16 protein-coding genes and 1 other annotated feature are annotated in these 15,072 nt (G+C 36.5%); all 16 genes read right to left on the bottom strand.

What is annotated here, in order from left to right:
- Positions 1-14 precede the first annotated feature (14 nt).
- Positions 15-923, bottom strand: a complete 909-nt coding sequence (locus NSS74_RS04970; protein WP_002033761.1) for an RluA family pseudouridine synthase — start codon at positions 921-923, stop codon at positions 15-17.
- 4 nt (positions 924-927) lie between these two features.
- The gene (gene lspA, locus NSS74_RS04965) at positions 928-1,386 is read right to left on the bottom strand and encodes a lipoprotein signal peptidase LspA (RefSeq protein ID WP_002128849.1); all 459 of its coding nucleotides are present in this window, start codon (positions 1,384-1,386) and stop codon (positions 928-930) included.
- 125 nt (positions 1,387-1,511) lie between these two features.
- Positions 1,512-1,841 carry a hypothetical protein gene (locus tag NSS74_RS04960; protein ID WP_002014715.1) on the bottom strand — a complete coding sequence of 110 codons (330 nt, stop codon included), beginning with the start codon at positions 1,839-1,841 and terminating at the stop codon, positions 1,512-1,514.
- Positions 1,842-1,999: 158 nt separating this feature from the next.
- Positions 2,000-4,765, bottom strand: a complete 2,766-nt coding sequence (gene ileS2, locus NSS74_RS04955; RefSeq protein WP_002142938.1) for an isoleucine--tRNA ligase — start codon at positions 4,763-4,765, stop codon at positions 2,000-2,002.
- A 72-nt stretch (positions 4,766-4,837) separates the two neighbouring features.
- Positions 4,838-5,062: a binding site (T-box leader), on the bottom strand.
- Positions 5,063-5,113: 51 nt separating this feature from the next.
- A complete protein-coding gene (gene divIVA / locus NSS74_RS04950) occupies positions 5,114-5,620 on the bottom strand; it encodes a septum site-determining protein DivIVA (protein WP_001131609.1) in 507 nt (168 codons plus the stop codon).
- Positions 5,621-5,709: 89 nt separating this feature from the next.
- Complete coding sequence (locus NSS74_RS04945; protein WP_002033759.1) at positions 5,710-6,477, bottom strand: YlmH family RNA-binding protein; 768 nt, start codon at positions 6,475-6,477, stop codon at positions 5,710-5,712.
- Positions 6,478-6,492: 15 nt separating this feature from the next.
- On the bottom strand, positions 6,493-6,756 hold the full coding sequence (locus tag NSS74_RS04940; RefSeq protein ID WP_002014720.1) for a YggT family protein: 264 nt from the start codon (positions 6,754-6,756) through the stop codon (positions 6,493-6,495).
- A gap of 6 nt (positions 6,757-6,762) precedes the next feature.
- Positions 6,763-7,233: a cell division protein SepF gene (locus NSS74_RS04935; RefSeq protein WP_002014721.1), complete on the bottom strand. Its 471-nt coding sequence runs from the start codon at positions 7,231-7,233 to the stop codon at positions 6,763-6,765.
- A 19-nt stretch (positions 7,234-7,252) separates the two neighbouring features.
- Entirely contained in the window at positions 7,253-7,927 is a 675-nt protein-coding gene (locus tag NSS74_RS04930) for a YggS family pyridoxal phosphate-dependent enzyme (protein WP_002033757.1), read from the bottom strand.
- 5 nt (positions 7,928-7,932) lie between these two features.
- Complete coding sequence (gene pgeF, locus NSS74_RS04925) at positions 7,933-8,742, bottom strand: peptidoglycan editing factor PgeF (protein WP_002128855.1); 810 nt, start codon at positions 8,740-8,742, stop codon at positions 7,933-7,935.
- A 117-nt stretch (positions 8,743-8,859) separates the two neighbouring features.
- The gene (locus NSS74_RS04920) at positions 8,860-9,138 is read right to left on the bottom strand and encodes a YlmC/YmxH family sporulation protein (RefSeq protein WP_012261605.1); all 279 of its coding nucleotides are present in this window, start codon (positions 9,136-9,138) and stop codon (positions 8,860-8,862) included.
- A 293-nt stretch (positions 9,139-9,431) separates the two neighbouring features.
- Positions 9,432-10,211, bottom strand: a complete 780-nt coding sequence (sigG, locus tag NSS74_RS04915; protein WP_002014725.1) for an RNA polymerase sporulation sigma factor SigG — start codon at positions 10,209-10,211, stop codon at positions 9,432-9,434.
- 157 nt (positions 10,212-10,368) lie between these two features.
- Positions 10,369-11,088, bottom strand: a complete 720-nt coding sequence (sigE, locus tag NSS74_RS04910) for an RNA polymerase sporulation sigma factor SigE (RefSeq protein WP_002128857.1) — start codon at positions 11,086-11,088, stop codon at positions 10,369-10,371.
- A gap of 19 nt (positions 11,089-11,107) precedes the next feature.
- Complete coding sequence (gene spoIIGA, locus NSS74_RS04905) at positions 11,108-12,025, bottom strand: sigma-E processing peptidase SpoIIGA (RefSeq protein ID WP_002142939.1); 918 nt, start codon at positions 12,023-12,025, stop codon at positions 11,108-11,110.
- 455 nt (positions 12,026-12,480) lie between these two features.
- Positions 12,481-13,635 (bottom strand): cell division protein FtsZ, encoded by a 1,155-nt coding sequence (gene ftsZ, locus NSS74_RS04900; RefSeq protein ID WP_002014730.1) that lies wholly within the window; start codon positions 13,633-13,635, stop codon positions 12,481-12,483.
- A gap of 39 nt (positions 13,636-13,674) precedes the next feature.
- Positions 13,675-14,976: a cell division protein FtsA gene (gene ftsA, locus NSS74_RS04895; RefSeq protein ID WP_002014731.1), complete on the bottom strand. Its 1,302-nt coding sequence runs from the start codon at positions 14,974-14,976 to the stop codon at positions 13,675-13,677.
- Positions 14,977-15,072: the final 96 nt, after the last annotated feature.

The raw sequence follows: 15,072 nt of genomic DNA, 5'->3' as shown, positions 1-15,072 counted from the left end.
ATGATTTGTCAATACTATTTCCGTAAAATATTTAGCGCTTCTTCAAACACTTCTGGAATCGGTGCCTCAAACTCAATATATTCACCAGTACGAGGGTGATCGAAACCTAAAATCCCTGCATGAAGTGCTTGTCCATTCATATCTAATGTTTTCTTCGGACCATACTTTGGATCCCCTGCAAGTGGATAACCAATATATTTCATATGAACACGAATTTGGTGTGTACGTCCCGTTTCTAAGCGGCATTCTACAAGTGTGAAATCCTTAAATCGCTCTAACACTTGGAAATGTGTAACTGCATTCTTACCATTTTCATCAACAGTCATACTTTGACGTTCTTTTTTATCACGACCAATTGGAGCGTCAATTATTCCTTTATCATGTGGAATTACACCATGTACAATCGCTTTATAACGTCTTGTTACCGTTTTTGCTACAAGTTGATTTACAAGTGATTCATGCGCCATATCATTTTTAGCAACCATTAATAATCCAGATGTATCCTTATCAATACGGTGTACTATACCAGGACGCATTACACCGTTAATACCTGATAGGTCTGTACAATGATGCATAAGTCCGTTTACAAGCGTACCCTTCGTATGCCCTGGTGCTGGATGTACTACCATGCCACGCGGCTTATTTACAACTAGTACATCGGCATCTTCATAATAAACTTCTAAATTCATATCTTCCGGTTGAATATCTAACTCTTCTGGCTCGGGAATTGTTACTGTAATTTCATCATTTCCTTTTACTTTATAATTCCCTTTAACTGATTTCCCATTTACTGTCACAACAGCATCTTTAATCCATTGCTGCACTTGTGAACGTGACCATTCACTGTTTATTTCTGCAACGAATTTATCAATTCGCTCGCTTTTTTGTTCTTCTGCAACTGTTACTTGTACTACTTCACTCATTCAATTACTCCTTCGCTTTCTTTCCTTCTAATACTGTTTGAATAATAATTAATACAACTCCAATACATAATGCTGAGTCAGCTATATTGAATACCGGATAGTTGTACGAGAAAATATACACGTGAATGAAATCCACTACTTCTTGTCTAAATACACGATCAATAAAATTGCCAATTGCTCCGCCTAAAATTAGACCTAATGAAATACCTAGAAGCTTGTCCGTTTTCGCATATTTTTTCATATAAAATACGATAAATGCTACGAAAATGACTGTAATAATGTAGAAAAACCACATTTTATTTTCTAAAATACCCCAGGCAGCTCCTCTATTTCGATGAGATGTTATGTATAATACATTATCGATAATCGGAATGCTCGTACCCAATTCCATGTTCTTTACAATTAGCCACTTCGATATTTGATCGATGGCAATGACAAATAACGCTATTACATAATATATCATTTTCATTTCCCCCACAAAGACAGTGTACCTCAAAATTTTAGCATAGCTGCTACCTTTTCACAATGAACCTTTGTAGAAGAATAAAATAAATTAAAAAAAGGTAACATAATATCGTTGTGCGTATTTCATACATTTACCTTTTCATAGAAAAATTCATGAATAGTACGAGCAGTCGGCATTGTTTTCATTTGTTTTGTAGAAATCGCTCTTCCAGTTTCTTCACAAATACCGTACATATCTATTTCCATTTTAAACAATGCACGTTCTACATCTTTTAAATCCTCTTTTATATCATGTAATAGCAATTTTTTCTTTGTCTCTTCCTTTATTTCGTATCCAAGTTCTTGCCCAAATTCCATATAGTATGTGTGCATTACTTCTTTCGCCAATCTATCTTGCAACTCTTTTCTCATCAATTGTAATTCTTCTTTTATTTCCATATAAATTTCATTCACGTGTACATTCCTCCCAGCTGCAATGTACAATTAGTGTGTCCGAAATTTCCACGCTTACCTCACACACATTTTTCCTTCATAGGAAAGAGAGTGAAAGTTATTTTGATATATCATCAACAAAAAACTGACTGCTATTATGAGCAGTCAGCTTTTTTTCATTATTTTACATAATTTTCTTTAACAACCGTTGCACAACGCTCACATAATGTTTCATGTTCTGCATCTTTACCAATTGTTTCTGAAACAACCCAACAACGTTCACACGTCTCACCTGTCGCCTGTGCTACAACTACAGCTGTATGCTCATACTTTGGTGCATCTGTTGGTGCTTCTTCAATTGTACCACCAAGTTTATACTCAGAGACGATGAATAATTGCTTTAAGTCTTCGCTAATAGACTCTAACATAGCCTTCATTTCTACAGTCGGATATAGCGTAATGCTCGCATTTAATGACTTACCAATTACTTTCTCATTACGAGCTACTTCTAACGCTTTTAAAACGTCATCACGTAATGTCATAAATGCATCCCATTTTGCTCTTAACGCTTCTGAACCCTCTACTTCTGTAGCTTCTGGCATATTAGTTAACTGTACGCTTTCTTCTTCTGCACCAGGAACATATGGCCATACTTCATCAGCTGTATGAGGTAAGATTGGCGTTACAAGTTTCGTTAATGCAACAAGAACATCATATAATACAGTTTGAATTGCACGACGATCCGCGTGATCTGCACCTTCAATGTATAAAATGTCTTTTGCAAAGTCTAAGTAGAATGAACTTAGATCAATTGTACAGAAGTTGTGAATTGCATGATATACAGCAGCAAAGTCATATGTTTCATATGCATCTTTTACTTTTGTAATTAAGTCATTTAACTTCACTAACATGTAACGATCTACTTCACGAAGTTCAGCTACCGCTACTGTATTTTCACTTGGATTAAAATCATCTAAGTTTCCTAATAAGAAACGGAATGTGTTACGGATTTTACGATACACTTCTGCTACTTGTTTTAAAATATCATCTGAAATACGTACATCAGATTGATAGTCAACAGAAGATACCCATAAGCGTAAAATGTCTCCGCCTAATTGATCCATAATTTTCTTCGGTACGACGATGTTTCCAATCGACTTACTCATTTTACGTCCGTCACCATCTAGTACGAAACCATGGCTTAGTACGCCTTTATACGGAGCTTTACCAGTTACAGCAACTGCTGTTGATAATGAAGAGTTAAACCAACCACGATACTGGTCAGATCCTTCTAAATATAAATCAGCTGGACGTTGTAAGTCTTCGCGCTCTTCTAATACCGCTTGGTGAGAAGAACCTGAATCGAACCATACATCCATGATGTCTGTTTCTTTACGGAATTCACCATTTGGGCTACCTGTATGTGTAAATCCTTCTGGTAATAAATCTTTCGCTTCACGCTCGAACCATACGTTAGAACCGTGCTCACGGAATAAATCTGCTACATGATTAATTGTTTCATCTGTAATAATTGGATCACCATTTTCTGCATAGAATACAGGAATTGGCACACCCCATGCACGCTGACGAGAAATACACCAGTCACCACGGTCACGAACCATATTATGAAGACGAGTTTCTCCCCATGCTGGTACCCATTTTGTTTCCGCAACAGCTTCTAATAATTCTTTACGGAACGCTTCAATAGATGCAAACCACTGCGCTGTCGCACGGAAAATAATTGGTTTTTTCGTTCTCCAATCATGTGGGTATGAATGCGTAATGAATGTCAGTTTCAGTAACGCACCTACTTCTTCTAATTTTTCCGTAATTGGCTTGTTAGCTTTATCATAGAATAAGCCTTCAAATCCAGGTGCTTCATTTGTTAATACACCTTTATCATCAACTGGGCAAAGTACTTCTAAGCCATACTTTTTACCAACAACGAAGTCATCTTCCCCGTGTCCTGGTGCTGTATGAACACAACCTGTACCTGCATCTGTTGTTACGTGCTCTCCTAGCATAACTAATGAGTCACGATCGTAGAATGGATGTTTTGCAACTGTATACTCAAGTTCGCTACCTTTTACCGTTTTCACAACTTCAGCATTTTCCCACTCTAACGTTTTTGCAACTGTCTCAAATAGTTCAGAAGCGATGATATATTTCTCATCATTTACTTTCACAATAGCATATTCAAGTTCTGGGTGAACAGAAATACCTAAGTTTGCAGGTAACGTCCAAGGCGTTGTTGTCCAAATAATGTATTTCTCATCACCTTCTAATACGTTCTTTCCATCTTTTACAGGGAATGCTACGTAAATAGATGCTGATTTTTTATCTTGATATTCAATTTCAGCTTCTGCTAAAGCTGATTCACTTGTTGGAGACCAGTAAACTGGTTTTTGTCCTTTATAGATATAACCTTTTTTCGCCATGTCACCAAACACTTTAATTTGTTGTGCTTCATAAGCTGGCTCTAAAGTAATATATGGATTATCCCAATCTGCACGTACACCTAAACGCTTAAATTGTTCACGTTGACGTTCCACTTGCTCATATGCATACTCTGCACATAACTTACGGAACTCAGCAACTGTCATTTCTTTACGCTTTACACCTTTATTTGTTAAAGCTTGCTCAATTGGTAAACCGTGTGTATCCCAACCTGGTACATATGGTGCACAGTATCCAGTCATTGATTTAAAACGAACAATAAAGTCTTTTAACACTTTATTTAGTGCGTGTCCCATATGGATGTCACCATTTGCATATGGAGGTCCATCATGTAGTACAAATAAAGGACGGCCTTTCGTATGCTCTTGTACCTTTTCATAAATATTCATTTCAGCCCATTTTTCTTGCATTGCAGGCTCACGTTTCGGTAAATTCCCACGCATCGGGAATTCTGTTTTTGGCATTAGTAATGTATTTTTGTACTCCATGCTCAATTCCTCCTTAAATATATAAACGACAGACCTTAAAAAAGGGAATAAAAAAGAGACCTCTCATCCCCAAAAAGGGACGAGAAAGTCTCCCGCGGTACCACCCTAGTAGACCATATACAAATGCATAAGGTCCTCTTTATATTCTTAACGCGAATATACGCCTACGCTTACTAAATTTGTTCAGCGCGGAACTCCAGGGTGATATTCCCATTATCTCCTTATCCTGAGCTTACACCATCCTCAGTTCGCTATATAAGGTATGAAAAAGGTACTTATCCCTATCTTCGTTTTTCTTAATAAATATGCTGTTTAAAATTATATGTAATAATGAGAAAAACGTCAAGCTTACACTGTTTCTTCTTTTTTCAACAGTTCGTCCACTTCGTCTTCTAATTCAATTAGTTTATCCCAATCATCGTTGTTTAACATTTCAAGTTGTGTTTCTAATAACATACGGAAACGAGTTCGGAATACTTTCGCTTGTTTCTTCAACTCTTCAATATCAAAAGCAACTTTTCTTGATTTCACTAACGCTTCATTAATGATACGATCTGCATTTTTTTCTGCTTCACGTACAATTAATTTTGCTTCTTTTTGTGCATTACGCTTCACTTCTTCAGCAGCTTCTTGTGCGACAATGATAGATTTGTTCAGCGTATCTTCAATATTAGAAAAATGATCTAACTTTCCTTCTAATTGTGCAACCTTTTCTTCTAAAGCTTTTTTCTCACGAATGACTAATTCATAATCTTTGATGATTTGATCAAGAAACTCATTTACTTGATCTTCATCGTAGCCACGAAACCCGCGACCAAATTCTTTGTTATGAATATCTAATGGTGTTAACGGCACAACGCCACCTCCAAGTAGTTATCTAAATTTCCTCTTTCAATTATATCTTTTCTTCGACAAAATAAGAGAATTTCCTTCTAAAAAACCAATCATTTTAGTATACCATACAAAACTCTCCATTTGTCGCGCTTCGTTTTACCTTCTACAGAAAATAATTTACTTCGTCCATACCCTCTAACCGAGAAAACATCCCCTGGAAAACATTCATACGAAGTTTGCTCTACTGTTTTCCAATTGACTTTTACTAAGCCACCTTTTATAAGAGGCTGTACCTTCTGCCTAGATATATGTAGCATTTCAGCTAATAAAACATCTAGACGAAGTGACGAAACAGTCCCAGATTTTTCTCCCCATTTTTCACCTACACGCAAAATTTTCTCTACTTGTATAGGAGAGAGTGTGACTTTCATTTTCCCTATTGATTGTAAGTTCATTTCAATATACGATACAACTTCTTTGGCAACTGCAATTTGGGCACGGTCTTCTTGAAGCAAAATATCACCACATTTTTCCCTTGTTAAACCAAGCGACATGAATGCACCTAATATTTGCCTATGTTCTAGCGTAAAAAACTTGGAAGGATAGTCAATTTCTAATACTTCTACTTGAAATTCCTCTTCATTTAATTCTAGATAATCTGGATAAATTAGTGCTCTTTTCCGTTCGGCTTCAGGCATCGCACCATCAAACCGTACAGCTACATCTCCTTGCCCTATTACCATAGAAACAATTTGTTGCTGTCTTGGATCAAGAAAATCTGTTAACTTGACTTGATGGTACTCAGCAGCCTGTTTCCACTCTAATACTTTATCCACAAAGACCTCTTCATCAGGTCTAAAATGCTCATAGATGCTCATGTATTTAACCTCACACTATAAAAAATAGTTGAATAAACTCACTAAACCACCTCTAGCAAGTTTCAAGGCAACAATAGCAACAAGTGGAGAAATATCAATCATACCAAATGGTGGAATAAACCTCCTAAACGGCTCTAAATACGGTTCGCAAATACGCGCAAGAAAATCTCCAAAAGCTGATTCCTTTGCGCCAGGAAACCATGATAGGAGAATGTAAATAATTAGTGCCCACGAGTAAATCTCGATAGCAGTAAGTAACACTGTTAAAACTGTTGTCATGGCGTATTACCACCTCTTTATATTTGTCTCTTCTTCTTCACCGAATAACTCTGAAATCGCACCAACGATATCAACATTTTCAGGTGTACACATAAATGTTTTCGGGCCTATTTTTTGAATATCCCCGCCTATAGCGTATACAGTACCACTTAAAAAGTCAACGATACGTACAGCTTGATCTGTAGACATTCTTTGCAAATTAATTACAACAGCTCGTCTACCTTTTAAGTGATCCGAAATGCCTTGCGCTTCCGAATATGTACGTGGTTCTAGTAAAACAACTTTTGAAGATTGCTTCGCTGTTTCAATACTCACTACATTTTGCTTCGGTTGCACTTTCGCAAACGGAACATCTTGTTGTTCTGGGGGATCTTGTTGCTTTTTCATGTCTGTTTGCTCCTTTTCATAACTATATTGAGCTGCTTCTTTTTCTTCCGGTGTGTCAAAAAAGAAGTATTTTACTTTTGACCAACTCATAATAACTTTCTCCTTCCTCCTACGCTTTTCCTACTAAAACCGTTCCCAAACGAATATATGTAGCGCCTTCCTCAATTGCAATCGTGTAATCATTTGACATTCCCATTGATAATTCTTTACATGGTGCATGTAATAATTCTAGCTCCTGCACCTCTGTTTGTAGCATGCGCAATTCCTTAAAGCAGCGACGAATCTCTTCCTCTTCTCCTGTAAACGGAGCCATTGTCATTAATCCTACCACTTCAATCTTATCCAATTCTTGCAAACTTTGAATAAAAGAAATTGTTTCTTCTATCGCCAATCCTTGCTTTGATTCTTCAGATGATGTTTTCACTTGAATAAAGCATTTAACTTTCTTATCAGCACGTTTTTGAATTTCTTTTGCAAGCGAAAGACGATCTAATGAATGTAAATAATCAATCTCATTAATGATTTCTTTTACTTTTCTCGTTTGCAATGATCCAATAAAATGCCAATTCACTTTTGAACCGAAATGCTCGTATTTTTGTAAGAAACCTTCATTTCTATTTTCACCTAAATCAATAATTCCTGTTTCAATTACTTCGCTTGTTTTTTCAATCCCTACAGTTTTTGTAACTGCAACGAGCTTAATATCTTTCATCGAACGTCCAGCTCGTACACAAGATTCTTTAATTACTTCGTTTACATCTGCTAAATTCCCTTGCACTGTCACTTACTTCACTCCTCCTTAAAACCTATGAAACTCAACATTCTCCCCGTCTTACCTTGATCACGACGATGAGAGAAAAATAATTGTTCTTCACAGCTTGTACAAAGAGATGACATTACAATATGTTCTTCTTTTATGCCTGCTTGTACACATAATATACGATTAACTTCTTTTAAATTAATTGCATACTGACCATCAGAAATTACTTTATGAGGAACAGATCCGTTTACTACTTGCTGTGCTGCTGTTAATACACGATCATCAACAACATAACAACATGATCCGATTGCAGGACCAATTGCGACATGAATTTCATCACTTGAAACACCTTCTGCATTCCACTTTTGAATCATTTCTTTCGCAATCTCTGTTACAGTCCCTTTCCACCCAGCATGCGCAAGTCCTATCATATCATGTGATGGTGCATAAAAATAGAGCGGAACACAATCAGCGTAACAAGATGTTAAGAGAACATCTTTGTTAGTCGTATAAATGCCATCCGTTTTTGGAATACCGTCTTCATATGAATAAACGCCTTTCCCTTTTTCTTGCAGTCCTACTTTCTCAACATGATGGTCATGAACTTGTTCAGAGCAAATCCATTTTTCTAATGGTTTTTGTAACTTATTAGCTAAAATGCGTCTGTTTTCATGAACATTCTCCACGATATCATTCACATGTAATCCTAAATTCATCGCATGAAAGGAGCCTGTACTTACTCCACCATCTTTTGTCGTAAATCCAACAGTAATGTTTCCAAGTTCTTTCCACGCTTGTAAATACAGTATACCGTCCGCATATTTAAATGGTTCTCTCATAAAGCGACTCCTTTTAATTAAAATAACAGAAAAAAGTATGGTACTTCCTGTCTATTTTACCATACTTTTATTTTTTCATAATGACAACAGAAAAAAAAGAGGAATTTGTAATATTCTTTATGAAATTGTCGGTGTTTGTATTGATTCTGTTACAGAATTAACATGATCTACTTTTACAAGTATGACATCTTCTCCAATTTTCATAATTTGCTCCCAAGGAATCACAAATTCTACTTCCTTCCCAAAGAGTCCAAGCATTCGTGCCTGCTTAGAAATAATAACCGCCCTAATCTTTCCTGTGTCTATATCAATATCAATATCTCCAATATTCCCAAGCCTCTTTCCATCTGAAACATTTACAACATCCTTCATTTGAAACTCCGAAATCCGTATCATATTCATCCTCTCCCTTATATCATGAATCGTAAGTACGCTCTCAAATAAAGTGAAACCTTAATCAGTGGGATTATCCCCATCCCTACTGATTATTAACCCATGCCAATCGGACTTTTACGGGCAGTCCCGCTTCCATCTAACTTTTTACTTCAGCCTAATTTCGAAGCGGATAAACAGTATATAACCGCTACTAATAGAACATCCATTTTATTTTCATTATATGAACCTACCCAATCTACTATGAGCGCAAAATATTATATATAAAAAAGACCTCACCATAACTGGTGAGGACCTTATCCTTGAATCGTCTTATTCATTTGCTTAATAGCAGACTTCTCCAAACGTGATACTTGCGCTTGAGAAATTCCAATTTCTTCGGCAACTTCCATCTGTGTCTTTCCTTGAAAGAAACGTTTTCGAATAATCATTTTTTCACGATCATTTAAACGCTTCATTCCTTCTTTCAACGCCAGTTCTTCAACCCACTGCTCGTCCTTTTGTTTTTCATCCTTTAATTGATCCATAACAAAGATAGGATCTCCTCCATCGTTATAAATCGGTTCAAATAATGAAACCGGATCTTGAATCGCATCTAGTGCAAAAACAATCTCTTCATGTGTCACTTCAAGAACTTTCGCAATATCCATTGCTGTTGGTTCTTTTGAATTTTCAGCAATCAATTTTTCTCTTACTTGCAACGCTTTATACGCAATATCTCGTAATGAGCGAGATACACGAATTGGATTGTTATCACGCAAATATCTGCGTATTTCTCCAATAATCATCGGCACAGCATACGTTGAAAACTTTACATTTTGGCCTAAATCAAAGTTATCAATGGATTTCATAAGTCCAATGCAACCAACTTGAAATAAATCATCAACATATTCTCCTCTGTTATTAAATCTTTGGATGACGCTCAGTACAAGACGTAAGTTTCCATTCACTAATTTCTCTCTGGCGCTTATCTCTCCACTTTGCATTTCACGAAATAATTTACGCATCTCTTCATTTTTTAGTACTGGAAGTTTAGCTGTATCAACACCGCAAATTTCTACTTTGTTTCTCGTCAAAGTGTTCCCTCCTATCGGGAGTTGCTGTACAGTGTAAAGTATTTCCTTTGAAGGGGATTTTATGCATACGGTTTTTCCATCATTTTTCACAAATATCATATTTCCTAATGCACAAAAAAAGAATAAGACCAGTCTAGATACCGACTGGTCTTATTCTTCACACCATTTTATTAAATTCTTTTCGTAATCTTTTTATAATTCTTTTTTCCAAACGAGAAATATAAGACTGTGAAATTCCAAGCATATCAGCCACATCTTTTTGTGTCTTCTCTTCGCCACCAGCGAGTCCAAACCGAAGCTCCATAATTTGTTTTTCACGGTCATTTAATTGATGCAATGCTTTCATTAAAAGATGACGATCTACAGTAGCTTCTAAATCTTTTGTAATAATGTCATCATCTGTACCTAAAACATCTGATAGTAACAGTTCATTTCCGTCCCAATCAATGTTAAGCGGTTCATCAAAAGAAACTTCCGAACGATTTTTATTATTTCGACGCAAATGCATTAAAATTTCATTTTCTATACAACGAGATGCATATGTTGCTAATTTAATTTTCTTTTCTGGATTAAATGTATTCACTGCCTTAATAAGACCAATTGTTCCTATACTAATCAAATCCTCAATATTGATCCCTGTATTTTCAAATTTTCTTGCTATATATACAACAAGCCTTAGGTTACGTTCAATAAGCATCGACCTCGCAGCTTGATCTCCATTTGGTAATTTATTCAAAAGAACTGCCTCTTCTTCTTTCGTTAACGGCGGTGGCAACGCTTCACTTCCACCAATATAATAAATTTCATCGGTCTTAATTCCTAATTTCAGCAATACTTTATACCAAAGGTATACCAAATAAAATTTAAATTTCACCATATTATCCCGCCTCTCGTAATTAAGCAATTACCATCTTTTGCGAAATCAACATTTTCGGATGTACAATGCATTGATACTCTCCATTAGTAGATAATTGTTGTGTACTTAATCCAATCAGTACTTTGTTTACAACAACCGAACTACCTTCATGATAAACTCGCACACAATCTGGCTTAATTGCCCATAAAAATTGATTCTCTACTCCTACTGCTCGGAAAGGAATTAAACGTAGTTTCGTCGCCCATCCAGAATCATTTTCTGGTATTTGAGGAATTTCTGTTTTGGAATAAATTTGTTCTGTTAACCAAGCTGGCAAACAATGTTCTAATGATGAAATATGCATAATCATAACGGGTGTTTTCGTTAACGGGTCATAAAGTTGGTTCCCACTATCAATTAGACCTGCTAATTCTAGTTCCTCTCCAGCTAATTGAATTTCCACTTTCACGATTTGATCATAGTGTATCTTTGTGACCTCTACGCTTTCTATACGCTTTTTAGAAAAATAATAAATTACTGGAAAACCAAAAATAACAAATACCCAACTAATTGGATCACCGTAAGAAACTGATTTAGATTGAACTAATCCATTTACCATTTCGTTCGTTTGCAAAAAGTAATGCGTTCCAATTAATCCTCCACCAACCATAAAGGTTACAAAATAGAAAGTAAAAACAGTTTGTGTATAATTTCTAAATGTCGAAAACCCAAATGCTGTATACACAATAAGTAACGAGTACAATAGTTTCATAATTGGATGTGTCATCATAGAAGCAAAAGGCGTAAAGGCGAAAATAACAATAGTTGAACCTATAAATGCCCCTAACACAAGCCTCCATCTTTTGATTCTCTTTTTTAACACGGTGGCTGTTAATAAAAGTAAAAGAAAATCAATGCAGGCGTTTAACAACCAGACAATGTCGGCGTAAACAACCAAACAATTCACCTCTTTTTTTAAGTTGAGACTAGTATAATGCATATCCAATAGGAAAGTGTGTCAATTGGTGGAGGGATTTTTTTGTTATTTTGTGATTTCTAGACATAATCTGTCGGTAAAAAATAAAAGTGTATTTTTCATAGAATAATATAAATTTTTTACTTGTATACATAATAATTGAATTATATATATATACAAAGTTTATCTTGCTATTTGCGGGCAGTAAGACCTTGCCTCAAAATTCAGCTATAAAAAAGGACAGAAGTTAAGTGGGAGTCGGGCTAACAATCATTTTTGGATGAACACCCCCGACTAATTAAAGTTTCAATTTATCACAGCTTATGGCTTAAAAATAGGACTGGGCTCTCCATATGCAAAATAATAAAAAAAGATCTGCTTAGCAGATCTTTTCCATTTAGACAACAAAAAAAAGGAGCATGAAAGCTCCTTTTCTTTTATCGTCTACGACGGTTACGTAAGAATGCTGGAATATCGATGTCATCTGAATCTGTATGACGATCATGCACAACCGGCTCTTCACGTTTCATTTCACGCTTAACTTCACGTTGTTTTGAAGGTTGAGCTACTGGTTGTTGTTGCTGTTGTGTGTGATTCGCAGTCGGACGGATAATTGGTTTTGGTGGTTGTGTCGAAGCACTATCATCAAAACCAGTTGCAATTACAGTGACAACTATATCATCTTTTAATCCTTCATTAATAACAGAACCGAAGATCATATTTACTTCTGGATCCGAAGCTGAAGCTACAATGTCTGCTGCTTCTTGTACTTCATATAAACTTAAGTTTGCGCCGCCCGTAATGTTCATAATAACACCTTGAGCTCCATCAATAGATGTTTCTAGTAATGGACTAGAAATCGCTTTTTTCGCAGCTTCAGCAGCACGATTTTCACCATTACCAGAACCGATACCCATTAAAGCAGAACCTCTATTAGACATAATTGTTTTTACGTCTGCAAAGTCTAAGTTAATTAGACCTGGTGTAGCAATTAAATCAGAAATACCTTGAACACCTTGACGTAATACGTTATCTGCTTCACGGAACGCTTCTAACATTGGCGTATTTTTATCAACAATCTCTAATAAGCGATCATTTGGAATTACGATAAGTGTATCTACATTTTCTTTAAATGACGCAATACCAGATGCAGCTTGAGTTGCACGTTTACGCCCTTCAAATGTAAATGGACGTGTTACAACACCAACTGTTAACGCGCCTAGTTCTTTTGCAACTTGAGCAACAACTGGAGCTGCACCAGTTCCAGTTCCGCCGCCCATACCAGCAGTTACGAAGACCATATCCGCGCCACGAAGCGCTTCTTGAATCTGTTCTTTACTTTCTTCTGCAGCTTTTTTCCCTACTTCAGGGTTTGCGCCTGCACCAAGTCCACGCGTTAATTTTCCACCAATTTGCATTTTCGTTTCAGCTTTTGATAGATTTAATGCTTGTGCATCAGTATTCACAGCGATAAAGTCTACACCTTGTACACCGTGTTCAATCATACGGTTTACAGCGTTGTTTCCGCCACCGCCGACACCGATAACTTTTATATTCGCTAATTGATCTTGAGTAGTATCAAACTCTAACATGTCGAAATCCCCCTAGAACCTCATTTTTCGTGTCCAATTTTAATCCCATAAATAACGGAATGCACGTTTTACTTTTGACATCATGCGGTCATCATTTTGATTAGTATTGTTTTGATTACGAGTTTTTTGTTTCGCAGGTTGCTGTTGTACCGGCATTGGTGCTGGTACTGGTTCAAAATGTTCTTGCTTTTCCTGCACATTTTTCCCACGTAATTTAGCTTTTTGATAAGAATGTTTAATTAATCCAACTCCACTTGTATATTGAGGCTCACGAACACCAATATAATCAGGAGTTGCTATACGAACATTTTCATGTAAAATATCGTATGCAAGATCAAGAACACCTGGCATAGAAGCTATCCCACCAGTTAGTACATATCCAGAAGCAGCTTGCTTTACTCCTAACTTATGCACTTCATCTTGAACAAACATTAAAATTTCCTCTACACGAGCCTCTATTATATCCGATAATTCCAACTGAGAATATTGTTCTGTTTGATCGCTTCCCATAATAGGAACCGTAAACATCTCTTCTTCAGATGCTGTATCATAAAAAGCATGTCCATATTTCAGCTTAATTTGATCTGCATTTTCTGTTGAAGTTTTCAGCCCAATCGCTATATCCTTCGTTATATGATCTCCACCTAATGGCAATACGCTCGTTGCTTGCAACTCTCCATCTTTAAAAATAGATAAGGTTGTAGATCCTCCGCCCATATCAACAAGGGCTACCCCTCTATTTCTTTCATCCGAAGATAACGCAACTGTCGCTGCCGCTAAAGGTTGCAGACAAATATCAACAATTTCAAGACCTGCTTTTTCTACACAACGAAGTAGGTTATGTAGTAAAGTTCTCGAGCCTGTAATAAGTGTACCTTCCATTTCTAATCTTACACCGATCATCCCGCGTGGATCGTTAATCTCGTCAAGACCGTCTACAATGAACTGTCGAGGTACCACATCAATAAATTCACGTTCAGGAGCAATTGACACAACTTGCGCTGCATCTAGAACGCGTAAGACATCTTCATTCCCGATTTCACGATCTTCATTTGAAACAGCGACTACTCCGTGACACGGGAGCAACTGTACCTGGTTTGCATTGACACCTACTACAACTTGCTCAATGTGGATACCCACCATGCGCTCAGCTTGTTCAATTGCTTTTTTAATTGATCGAACAGTTTCATCTATATCAACTATCGATCCCTTTTTCAAACCATTTGATTTTACGTTTCCAACACCAATAATGTTTAAGCTATCATTAACCATTTCACCAATGATGACTTTAACATTGGATGTACCGATGTCAAGACTAACATATATTTCATTGCTGTTCATTCTTTGGCACCTCCTTCTTTATTTATACCATACAACTCAATATATGGAACAACAATCGCAACTTTACTATTTATAAGAAAAATATTCAACGTCTTT

Source organism: Bacillus sp. FSL E2-8868, from assembly GCF_038005505.1.
In the GTDB taxonomy this organism is placed as follows: domain Bacteria; phylum Bacillota; class Bacilli; order Bacillales; family Bacillaceae_G; genus Bacillus_A; species Bacillus_A mycoides.
This window is presented reverse-complemented; position numbering and strand designations above follow the sequence as displayed.

Excerpts from the sequence above, each read along its gene's own strand:
- NSS74_RS04970 (WP_002033761.1), bottom strand. The coding sequence starts at position 923 with ATGAGTGAAGTAGTACAAGTAACAGTTGCAGAAGAACAAAAAAGCGAG.
- lspA (WP_002128849.1), bottom strand. The coding sequence starts at position 1,386 with ATGATATATTATGTAATAGCGTTATTTGTCATTGCCATCGATCAAATA.
- ileS2 (WP_002142938.1), bottom strand. The coding sequence starts at position 4,765 with ATGGAGTACAAAAATACATTACTAATGCCAAAAACAGAATTCCCGATG.
- NSS74_RS04945 (WP_002033759.1), bottom strand. The coding sequence starts at position 6,477 with ATGAGCATCTATGAGCATTTTAGACCTGATGAAGAGGTCTTTGTGGAT.
- NSS74_RS04940 (WP_002014720.1), bottom strand. The coding sequence starts at position 6,756 with ATGACAACAGTTTTAACAGTGTTACTTACTGCTATCGAGATTTACTCG.
- NSS74_RS04935 (WP_002014721.1), bottom strand. The coding sequence starts at position 7,233 with ATGAGTTGGTCAAAAGTAAAATACTTCTTTTTTGACACACCGGAAGAA.
- pgeF (WP_002128855.1), bottom strand. The coding sequence starts at position 8,742 with ATGAGAGAACCATTTAAATATGCGGACGGTATACTGTATTTACAAGCG.
- NSS74_RS04920 (WP_012261605.1), bottom strand. The coding sequence starts at position 9,138 with ATGATACGGATTTCGGAGTTTCAAATGAAGGATGTTGTAAATGTTTCA.
- sigE (WP_002128857.1), bottom strand. The coding sequence starts at position 11,088 with ATGGTGAAATTTAAATTTTATTTGGTATACCTTTGGTATAAAGTATTG.
- ftsZ (WP_002014730.1), bottom strand. The coding sequence starts at position 13,635 with ATGTTAGAGTTTGATACTACTCAAGATCAATTAGCGAATATAAAAGTT.
- ftsA (WP_002014731.1), bottom strand. The coding sequence starts at position 14,976 with ATGAACAGCAATGAAATATATGTTAGTCTTGACATCGGTACATCCAAT.